Genomic DNA, 9,844 nt, shown 5'->3' on the forward strand with positions numbered 1-9,844 from the left:
CCGAAATAGACGGCATTCACATCCATGTGCCCGCTGTCGACGCCGATATCGGCCAAAACGCCGCCATTCTCATCTTCGTACACGGTGACGGTGTAAGAGAGGCCGTCCTCTTCATAGGTGAAAATCTTTGACATCTTGAGTCCCCAGGTTTGCAGTCATCGCGTCGCGCGCGAGGTTCAAAGGGCCCGACAGCGCGAACGCATCCCGTTTGCGATGACCGAGCATATCTTGAGATTACGATGACTCCGCGATTTCCACGAGTCCGGTGGCGACAGGAGCATGGTGCAGGCCCCGTGGCCGGCCATTTACAGGAACAATCGTTCCACGGGGCAATGATTATCTGGCAAGCGGAAACGACCTATACGCATGATCCGGCAGAATCAGGCCGAATCACGGACCGCAGGCCCGGGCCAAGGGTGGCCCGGGCGGGCTGGATTGACGTGGAAACTCCGCGTCCTAGCGCAGGTCGGGGGGCGTGGCCTCGGCGGCAAGCGCGCTCGTCACTTCGTCAATCGGTGCGACGCGGGTCTGTTTCTCGCCCAGCCGACGCAGGGTGACGGTGCGGTCTTCGACCTCGCGATGACCGAGCGCGAGGATCACCGGCACCTTGGCAACCGAATGTTCGCGCACCTTGTAGTTGATCTTTTCGTTGCGGGTGTCGGTCTCGGCGCGGATGCCCGCGGCGCGCAGGGCGGTCACGACTTCATGCGCGTAATCATCGGCCTCCGAGACGATGGTAGCCACCACCACCTGCCGCGGGGCGAGCCAGAACGGCAGCTTGCCGGCATGTTCCTCGATCAGGATGCCGATGAAGCGTTCGAAACTGCCCAGCGTGGCGCGGTGGAGCATGACGGGGCGGTGTTTCGCACCGTCCTGGCCGATATAGGTGGCGTCGAGCCGTTCGGGCAGCACGAAATCGACCTGGAGCGTGCCGCATTGCCAGTCGCGCCCGATCGCGTCGGTGAGCACGAATTCGAGTTTCGGTCCATAGAAGGCGCCTTCGCCGGGGTTGAGATCGAAATCGCAGCCCGCCGCGACGGTCGCGGATTTGAGCGCCTCCTCGGCCTTGTCCCAGACCGCGTCGGCCCCGGCGCGCATGTCAGGGCGGTCGGAGAACTTGACCGAGAAACTCTCGAACCCGAGATCGCGATAGACAGTGGAGAGGAAGTCGATGAAGATGCGGGTTTCTTCCTCGATCTGGTCCTCGGTGCAGAAGATATGCGCATCGTCCTGAACGAAGCCACGCACCCGCATTATGCCATGCAGCGCGCCCGAGGGCTCATATCGGTTGCACGATCCGAATTCGGCCATGCGCAGGGGCAGGTCGCGATAGCTCTTGAGGCCCTGGTTGAAGATCTGCACGTGGCAGGGGCAGTTCATCGGCTTGAGCGCGTTCACGGCCTTCTCGCGCGCGTGTTCCTCGTCGACCTCGACGATGAACATGTTGTCCTGGTATTTTTCCCAGTGGCCCGAAGCCTCCCACAGCTTGCGGTCCACCACTTGCGGCGTGTTGACCTCGACATAGCCGCCGCGGGTCTGCATCCGGCGCATGTAATCCTGGAGCGTGGTGTAGATCGACCAGCCGTTCGGGTGCCAGAAGACCTGTCCCGGGGCTTCTTCCTGCATGTGGAAGAGGTCCATCTCGCGACCCAGCTTGCGGTGGTCGCGCTTGGCGGCCTCTTCGAGCATGTGCAGGTGTTTCTTGAGGTCGTCGCGGGTCTTGAAGGCGACGCCGTAGATGCGTTGCAGCATGGCGCGGTTCGAGTCGCCGCGCCAGTAGGCGCCGGCCACGCTCATCAGCTTGAAGGCGTCGGCGGGCACCTGGCCCGTGTGTTGCAGGTGCGGGCCGCGGCAGAGATCCTGCCAGTCCCCGTGCCAATACATGCGAATGGGCTGGCCCTCGGGGATCGCGTCGATCAGCTCGATCTTGTAGGGTTCGTGCGTGCCGCGATAATGCTCGATCGCCTTTTCGCGGGGCCAGAGCTCGGTGCGGACGGGATCGCGGGCGGCGATGATCTGTTTCATGCGCGCCTCGATCCGGCCGAGATCCTCAGGGGTGAAGGGCTCTTCGCGGTCGAAATCGTAATACCAGCCATTGTCGATGACCGGGCCGATGGTGACCTTGACGTCGGGCCAGATCTCCTGAACCGCGCGGGCCATGATATGGGCGAGGTCGTGGCGGATGAGTTCGAGCGCGGGGGCGTCGTCCTTCATCGTGTTGATGGCGATGCTTGCATCCTCGGCGATCGGCCATTGCAGATCCCAGTGCGCGCCGTCGACATGGGCGCTGATCGCCTTCTTGGCGAGGCTGGTCGAGATGTCGGCGGCGACGTCGGCGGGGGTGATCCCGGCCGGATATTGGCGCGCGTTGCCATCGGGCAATGTCAGGGAAATCTGGGACGGGCCGTCATGCATGGCCTTGCTCCTCGTCGGTTTGGCGCCCACGGAACGCCCGGTTGCGGGTATCTTGCTCGCAGGGTGTTTGACCGGCCGGCGCGGCGGTGTCAAGCGGCCGGGGCACGGTTCCGGGGTCAGGGTTGTCTAAGCGCCGTGCGTTCGGCCCTGGACAAGACGCGGATGTCGGCGCGGAGCTGGCCTTGGGCATCAAAGAACGGCGTGGCGCGCCATGTGCCCGAGAGATTGGCGCGCAGCATCATCCGCAGGATGCGCAAGCCCGCGCGGTTGAAGCCCGTGTGCCGGTAGCCGCCGCCGGGTTTGGCCATGAAGGCCTGGCAGGTCACCGGGCCGAGCGGCGTGGTGTCGGAGAGCCGCGCGGCACTGATCCCGGCAAAGGCAAGGCGCGGGTGGCGCAGCGTGTTGAACATCGGCGCGCCGCAGCAGCTAGCATGCCAGCGGTAGAGGCCCTTGGGAGACAGCCGGAGGATGGCGAGCCGGTCGCCGCCCTGTTCGATCTGAACGCAGTCTGGCATGGTCTGCCAGATCGCCACGCCGTCCGGGGCGGGATCAGGCTGGCCCAGGGCAAGCTCGGCCGTGCGGCAATCGGGGCAGTGACAGACGACATGATTGCCCGCGGCGGGGGAGGCCACCCGGACCTGTCCCGCGACGGAGCCGCAGGTGCAGGAAAAGGTGACGCGGTGCATGGGCGGCCTCAGGCGGCGGCGTTCTTGTTGGCGGGTTTGGCGGATTTCCCGCCTGATTTCCCACCCGAGTTGGCGTCGATGAAATCGAGCACCAGCGGACGGATGTTGTTGCGCCAGCTCGACCCGGCGAAGATGCCGTAATGGCCCGCGCCCGGTTCGACATGCGACGCCTTCTTCGCATCGGGCAGCCCGGTGCAGAGATCGAGCGCCGCGACGCATTGGCCGGGTGCGGAAATGTCGTCCTTCTCGCCCTCGACGGTCTTGACCGCGACGGTTGTGATCTTGCCGATATCGACCTTGTGGCCATCGACCACGAATTCGTTCTTCGCGATCTCGCGATCCTTGAAGATGCGTTCGACGGTGGAAAGGTAGAATTCCGACGTCATGTCCATCACCGCGAGATACTCGTCGTAAAAGCGGTTATGCGGATCGTGATCGCCCGCTTCGTCGCGCATCACGCGCATGATCTGGTCGCGGAAGGCCGTGGTGTGGCGCTCGGCGTTCATCGAAATGAACGACGCAAGTTGCAGAAGGCCGGGATAGACCATGCGGCCCACGCCCTTGTATTTGAAGCCGACGCGCTGGATCATCGAATGTTCGAGTTGGCCCATGGTCACGCGACGGCCGAAATCGGTGACATCGGTGGCGGCCGCGTCGGGGTCGATCGGCCCGCCGATGAGCGTGAGCGTGCGCGGCTGGGCCTCGGGGTCCTGTTCGGCGAGATAGGCGGTGGCGGCAAGCGCCAGTGGCGCGGGCTGGCAGACCGCGATGACATGGGTGTCAGGGCCGAGCGCGCGCATGAAATCGACGAGGTATTGGGTGTAATCCTCGATGTCGAACTTGCCCTCGGACACCGGAATGTCGCGGGCATTGTGCCAGTCGGTTATGTAAACTTCACAATCCACCAGTAGCGATTTCACGGTGGAGCGCAAAAGCGTGGCGTAGTGGCCCGACATCGGCGCCACGAGCAGAACGCGCCGGGGGTTGGGATCGCGGCCGGTGACATTGAAATGAACGAGATCGCCAAAGGGTTTTTCGACCACGGTTTCGATATTGACGAGGTGATCGCGGCCATCGGGGCAGGTATGGGTGCGAATGCCCCAATCGGGCTTGGCCACCATGCGCTGGAACGTGCGTTCGGTCACTTCGCCCCAGGCTTCCATCCAATGCAGTGCGGGGTTTGGCAGCATGGAAAAGATCGGGTAGGATGCAAGTGCAGAGGCGGAGGCCCCAAGCCATTGGTTCGTGTTGCGGAAGCTTTCCATCAGGTCGTAGGTGGCCATGTAACGCATATGCGTCTCCTTCTGGGTTGCCATGTTCCGGTCGAATCGACCGGAACCGGTTCGCAGGTGCCGCACATGCCCCTCCGCCAGGGCGACGAATGCTGCGTAGCAGCGAAGATAGGGGTAATTTGCTGAGATGACAACTGATGACGCGGCTGATGACGCAACGGATGCGGGCCAGGAGCCCAATCTCGACAAGATGACCGCGAATCTCGCGCGGGTCGACGAGTTGTCGCAACGGCTGATCCAGGCCCTGTCGAGCCGCAAGCCGCCCAATGCGCAGCTGAGCGGGCCGGATGCGGAGCTTTTCACGCGCGCGGCGACGTCCTATTGGTCGGAAATGATGCAGAACCCGGCGCGGCTTTTCGAGGCGCAGGTCGAATACTGGGGCCAGTCGGTCAAGCATTTCATGGAGGCACAGCAGGCGCTTGTCGGCGGCGAGCTGTCCGATGAGGAGGGGCCAGAGGATCCGCGATTCTCGAACCCTTTGTGGAATACGCATCCCTATTTCCATCTCGTGAAGCGGCAGTATCAGCTCAATGCCGAGGCGATCCGCAAGGCGGTCGAGGAGGCCGAGGACCTCGACGACAAGGACCGCAGGCGGCTCAACTATTTTGCCCGGCAGATCGTCGACATGCTCAGCCCGACCAATTTTCTCGGCACCAACCCGGACGCGCTTGAAAGGGCGGTGGTGACCGAGGGCGAATCGCTGGTGCGGGGCCTGGAGAACCTGGTGGCCGATCTCGAGGCCAATGACGGAGAAATGCTGGTGCGGCTGGCCGATGACAGCGCGTTCGAACTGGGCCGCAACGTCGGCGCGAGCGAGGGGGCCGTGGTCTATCGCAACCGCATGTTCGAGCTTATCCAGTACGCGCCGACCACGGACGAGGTGCATGCCACGCCGCTTCTGATCTTTCCGCCGTGGATCAACAAGTTCTACATTCTCGATCTCAAGCCCGAGAACAGCCTGATCAAGTGGATCGTCGAGCAGGGCTATACGCTTTTCGTCGTCTCCTGGGTCAACCCGGGGCCGGAATATCGTGACGTGGGGATGGATACCTATATCGAGGAGGGGTTCCTCGAGGCAATCCGGGTGGTGCGCGAGATCACCGGGCAGAAGCGGATCAACGCGGTGGGCTATTGCATCGGGGGCACGACGCTGAACCTGACGCTGGCGTTGATGAAACAGCGCGGCGACACGTCGGTCAAGTCGGCCACCTTCTTTACCGCGCTGACCGATTTCAACGATCAGGGCGAGTTCACCCCGTTCCTTCAGGATGATTTCGTCGAAGGGATCGAGGCGGAGGTCGAAGAGGTCGGCGTGCTGCGCAGTTTCATCATGTCGCGCACCATGTCGTTCCTGCGATCCAAGGACCTGATCTATGGGCCGGCGGTGCGCAGCTACATGATGGGCGAAACGCCTCCGGCCTTTGACCTGCTCTACTGGAACGGCGACGGCACCAATCTTCCGGCGCGGATGACGATGGAATACCTGCGCTGGCTGTGCCAGCAGAACCTTTTCGCGACCGACGGGGTCGAACTGTGCGGTGCGCGCCTGCACCTGCGTGATGTCGAGGTTCCGGTGTGCGCTGTGAGTTGCGAGACCGACCACATCGCGCCCTGGAAGGATTGTTACCGCGGCGTGCAGCAGATGGGGGCGAAGCAGAAGACCTTTATCGTGTCGCAATCGGGCCATATCGCGGGGATCATCAACCCGCCCACGAAACGCAAATACGGCCATTACACGAACACCAATATGAGCGCCGACGCACCCGCGTGGATGGAGAAGGCGAGGTTCCACGAGGGGTCGTGGTGGCCGCGCTGGGAGAAGTGGCTGCGCCGGCGGTCGGGCAAGATGGTTCCGGCGCGCGTGCCGGGCGATTCGGGCTATCCGGTGCTGTGCCCGGCCCCTGGAACCTATGTGGCGACCAAGCCAAAGGTTTGATTTTGCAAGAGTTTCACGGAAATGCTGCATTGCAGCACAAAATCCTTGCAATGCTGCATTGCAGAAACTATATTCTTTGCAGACGCAGAGAGCGGGATGGCCCGCAACGCAGATGCAAAGGATCAGACCAATGGCAAAGACCCAAGACTTCACCGCCGTATTCCAGGACATGATGGGCGCGTTCCCGGTGGACAACAAGGCGTTCGAAGATGCCTTCAAGACCCAGGCGAGCCTGAACGAGAAACTGTCGGGCGTGGCCCTGCAGGCTGCCGAGAAATCGACCGAGATCTCGACCAAGTGGACCAAGGACACGCTGTCGAAGATGGCCGAGATGTCCAAGGCCCGCAAGGATCCGGCCGACTATGCCAAGGCCATGACCGATTTCGCATCGGCCAGTGCCGAAGTGGCCGCCGAGAACATGGCCGCCTTCGCCGAAGTCGCCAAGAAAGTCCAGACCGACACCGTCGAACTGATGATGGCAGCCGGCAAGGACGTGAGCGAAGAGGCCACCGCAGCCATGAAGAAAGCCACCGACGACGTGACGTCGGCCGCCAAGAAAACCGCGGCCAAGTAAGCGAGGCAATGTTGCGCCCCTGATCTTCCTCTCCTCCCGATGACAGGGGGCGCCATTCCAAAGGGCGGGCCATGCGGCTCGCCCTTTCTTTTTGTTCTGCTCTCGCCTAGGCTGCGATGCAGCGTTGCATTTCTTGGGGAGGACAACCCGTGGCCCAGAGCGACAAGCCGCTTTTGATCAAGCGATATGCGAGCCGGAGGCTCTATAACACCGAAACCAGCGATTACGTGACGCTGGAGGATATTTCTCGCTTCATCCGGGATGGCCGCGAGGTCCAGATCATCGACCTGAAATCGGGTGACGACCTGACCCGGCAATACCTGCTTCAGATCATAGCCGAGCATGAAAGCCGGGGCGAGAACGTGCTGCCCATCGGGGTGCTCAACGACTTGGTGCGCACCTATACGACCCAGGCCACCAGCGTGGTGCCGCAATTCCTTCAGGCCAGTTTCGAGATGCTGCGCGATGGCCAGTCGAAGGTGATGGAAAACATGGGCGCGATGAACCCGATGGCCAAGATGCCGGGGTTCGAGGCGATGCAGGCCCAGCAGGAAGCGTTTATCAAGGCGATGTCCTCGGCATTTGGAAGTGCCGCCACCGGGACGACCGGGCCCGAGCGGGAGGGCGAGGGCCCGACCGCGCCCGGACAGAAGGCCGGGCCGGAAAACGACGAGGACCTGGACGCGATCAAGAAGCAGCTGGCCGATTTGCAGTCGAAGCTCTCCAAGCTCGAAAAATAGGGACGATTTGCCATGACCAGCCCCGGCAAGATCACCTTGTGGGGGGTCGAGGTGTTCATCGCCACCGCGCAGGAGCGCTCGATCTCGGCTGCTGCGCGCCGGCTGGGCGCGTCGCCCTCGGCGGTGTCGCAGCAATTGACCAATCTCGAAAACGCGCTGGGCGTGACCCTCCTGGTGCGCAACGAACGCCCCGTGCGCCTGACCCCGGCGGGCGAGATATTCCGGCGGCGGGCCGAAACCATCGTCAACGAGGCGGCCCGGGTGCGTGCCGAGCTGGCCAATAGCGACCTGAGCGCGCTGACCCGGTTCCGGTTGGGCGTGATCGAGGATTTCGAGGCCGATGTGACCCCGCAACTTCTGGCGCATATGGCCGGGCGGCTGCGCGATTGCCAGTTCCTTCTGGAAACCGGGGCGAGCCATGTCCTCTATGATCAGCTCGATGCGCGGGCGCTGGACGTGATCGTGGCCGCCGAAATGGGGGCGGCGGCGGACTGGATGGAAATTCATCCGATCCTGGAAGACGGGTTCGTGGTCGCGGCCCCGAGGGGCGTGGTGGATGCGGGCGGCGATGTGCTGGCCCAGCTCAAGGGTCTGCCGCTGGTGCAATATACCTCGCGCCATTACATGGGGCGGTTGATTTCGGATCACCTTGCGCGGCAGAACCTGACCGTGGCGCATCGGTTCGAGCTGGACAGCTACCACGCGATCCTTGCGCTGGTGGGCAAGGGGGCGGGCTGGACCATCCTGACGCCGCTGGCGCTGATGCGGGCGCGGCGCTTTGCCGATCAGCTTGACGTGCTGGACCTGCCCTTCGCGCCCTTGTCGCGCACCATCAGCCTGATTGCGCGCAAGGGGATATTGCAGGACATGCCGGAGCAGGTTGCGACCGCCCTGAAGCCGATCCTGCGCGAGGCGGTTGTCGATCCGGCGATCGCGGCACATCCCTTCCTCGCGGAGCGGCTGCGGTTGTTTTGAGGGTGTTTCGTGTGTTGTCGAAGGCACCCCGCCCGGGTCGGGCGCCACCCTTTGACCGCCCCTTGGTCGGGATCGGTAATCCCGGTCAGTCGCAACACGCCCTAATAGCTGATCTCGGTGCGGTAGGCCGGGTCGCGCATGAGCTCGAAATAGTCCCCGCGTAGCTGGCTGGCGACGGGGCCGGGGGCATCGTTGCCGAAAATGCGATCATCAACGCGCGAGACGGGGATCGCGCCGCCGCCGGAGCTGGACAGGAATACCTCGTCGGCGTCCAGCAACTCGGAGAGCGGAAGGGCGCGGGTCTCGACGGTGAGACCGCGTGCGCGGCACATCTCGATCATGGTCTTGCGGGTGATGCCGTGCAGGACACCGTGATCCGAGGTCATGACCCTATCGCCCTTGAGCGCGAAGACGTTGAAGCCCGGCCCTTCGGTCACGTTGTCCGCGTGATCGAGCAGCGCCGTGGTGTCGAAGCCGTTATCCTTTGCCTCGAAGAGCCCGGCGGTGAAATCGCCCCAGTGATAGTTCTTGGCGCGCGGGTTCACGCTGTCCTCGGGGATGCGGCGCGAGGATTTGGAGATCCACAGGTGGCAGCCGCGTTCCGCGACCTCGGGCTTGATCACGTGGATATAAGGCACGCAGAAGGCATAGAAATGGTTGCCGCATTCGCGCGGATCGCGCGATCCGGGGATGAGCGGCACCCCGCGCGCGGCGCTCATCGACACGTAGGCGTCACGCAGGCCGGAACGGGCAACGATGTCATGCAGGATCTGCGCGATATCCGCGTCACTCTGGGGAATATCGAGGCGCAGCGCCTCGATGGATTGGCGAAAGCGGGCGAGATAGTCATCGAGGCGAAAGAAGCCGCCCGCCCAGACCGGCACCACGTCATAGGTGATGTCGGAATGGGTGAGCCCCCAGTCGATGACGGAAATCTTGGCCTCGTCGATGGGCAGAATCTCTCCGCCCATCCAGGCTGCGCCCTTGGTGAAATCCGTCATGGTCTGCCTCGCGTCTCAGGTTCCGTAGGCGCGAGACTGCCCCATGACCTCTTCGGCTGCAAGCACCAGTGCATCGGCGATGGCGGTGCATTGATCGAGCGTGAGATGGGCGGGCAGGCGGGCGTCGCAGGCGTGCAAAAGCATGGCGCGGGTTTGCGGCAGTTCGGGCGTGCCGCCGGGGATGAAATGCCAGTTCCAGAAGGCGCGGGCATTGTCGGTCGAGAG

8 protein-coding genes and 1 pseudogene are annotated in these 9,844 nt (G+C 63.3%); 4 read left to right on the forward strand and 5 right to left on the reverse strand.

What is annotated here, in order from left to right; all coding sequences use genetic code 11:
- Positions 1-456: 456 nt before the first annotated feature.
- From thrS to phaZ, 3 genes are all read right to left on the reverse strand, one after another.
- Positions 457-2,415 carry a threonine--tRNA ligase gene (gene thrS, locus ACESL9_RS15295; protein WP_372610027.1) on the reverse strand — a complete coding sequence of 653 codons (1,959 nt, stop codon included), beginning with the start codon at positions 2,413-2,415 and terminating at the stop codon, positions 457-459.
- A gap of 116 nt (positions 2,416-2,531) precedes the next feature.
- The gene (locus ACESL9_RS15300) at positions 2,532-3,101 is read right to left on the reverse strand and encodes a DUF6151 family protein (protein WP_372610029.1); all 570 of its coding nucleotides are present in this window, start codon (positions 3,099-3,101) and stop codon (positions 2,532-2,534) included.
- Positions 3,102-3,109: 8 nt separating this feature from the next.
- Entirely contained in the window at positions 3,110-4,393 is a 1,284-nt protein-coding gene (gene phaZ, locus ACESL9_RS15305) for a polyhydroxyalkanoate depolymerase (protein ID WP_372610081.1), read from the reverse strand.
- A gap of 127 nt (positions 4,394-4,520) precedes the next feature.
- Between phaZ and ACESL9_RS15310 the strand changes: the two genes are divergently transcribed.
- The 4 genes from ACESL9_RS15310 (at position 4,521) to ACESL9_RS15325 (ending at position 8,618) form a co-directional block, all read left to right on the forward strand.
- Positions 4,521-6,329 (forward strand): PHA/PHB synthase family protein, encoded by a 1,809-nt coding sequence (locus ACESL9_RS15310; protein ID WP_372610031.1) that lies wholly within the window; start codon positions 4,521-4,523, stop codon positions 6,327-6,329.
- 130 nt (positions 6,330-6,459) lie between these two features.
- Positions 6,460-6,903 (forward strand): phasin family protein, encoded by a 444-nt coding sequence (locus tag ACESL9_RS15315; RefSeq protein WP_372610033.1) that lies wholly within the window; start codon positions 6,460-6,462, stop codon positions 6,901-6,903.
- A gap of 149 nt (positions 6,904-7,052) precedes the next feature.
- Positions 7,053-7,643 (forward strand): polyhydroxyalkanoate synthesis repressor PhaR, encoded by a 591-nt coding sequence (gene phaR / locus ACESL9_RS15320; protein WP_372610035.1) that lies wholly within the window; start codon positions 7,053-7,055, stop codon positions 7,641-7,643.
- 12 nt (positions 7,644-7,655) lie between these two features.
- Positions 7,656-8,618 carry a LysR family transcriptional regulator gene (locus ACESL9_RS15325; RefSeq protein ID WP_372610037.1) on the forward strand — a complete coding sequence of 321 codons (963 nt, stop codon included), beginning with the start codon at positions 7,656-7,658 and terminating at the stop codon, positions 8,616-8,618.
- A 101-nt stretch (positions 8,619-8,719) separates the two neighbouring features.
- Here ACESL9_RS15325 and ACESL9_RS15330 read toward each other — a convergent pair whose 3' ends face one another.
- The gene (locus tag ACESL9_RS15330; RefSeq protein WP_372610039.1) at positions 8,720-9,619 is read right to left on the reverse strand and encodes an aminotransferase class IV; all 900 of its coding nucleotides are present in this window, start codon (positions 9,617-9,619) and stop codon (positions 8,720-8,722) included.
- Between the two features lie 15 nt (positions 9,620-9,634).
- A pseudogene (locus ACESL9_RS15335) lies at positions 9,635-9,844 on the reverse strand (aminotransferase); the annotation flags it as partial.

The organism is Aquicoccus sp., from assembly GCF_041686535.1.
Classification (GTDB): domain Bacteria; phylum Pseudomonadota; class Alphaproteobacteria; order Rhodobacterales; family Rhodobacteraceae; genus Aquicoccus.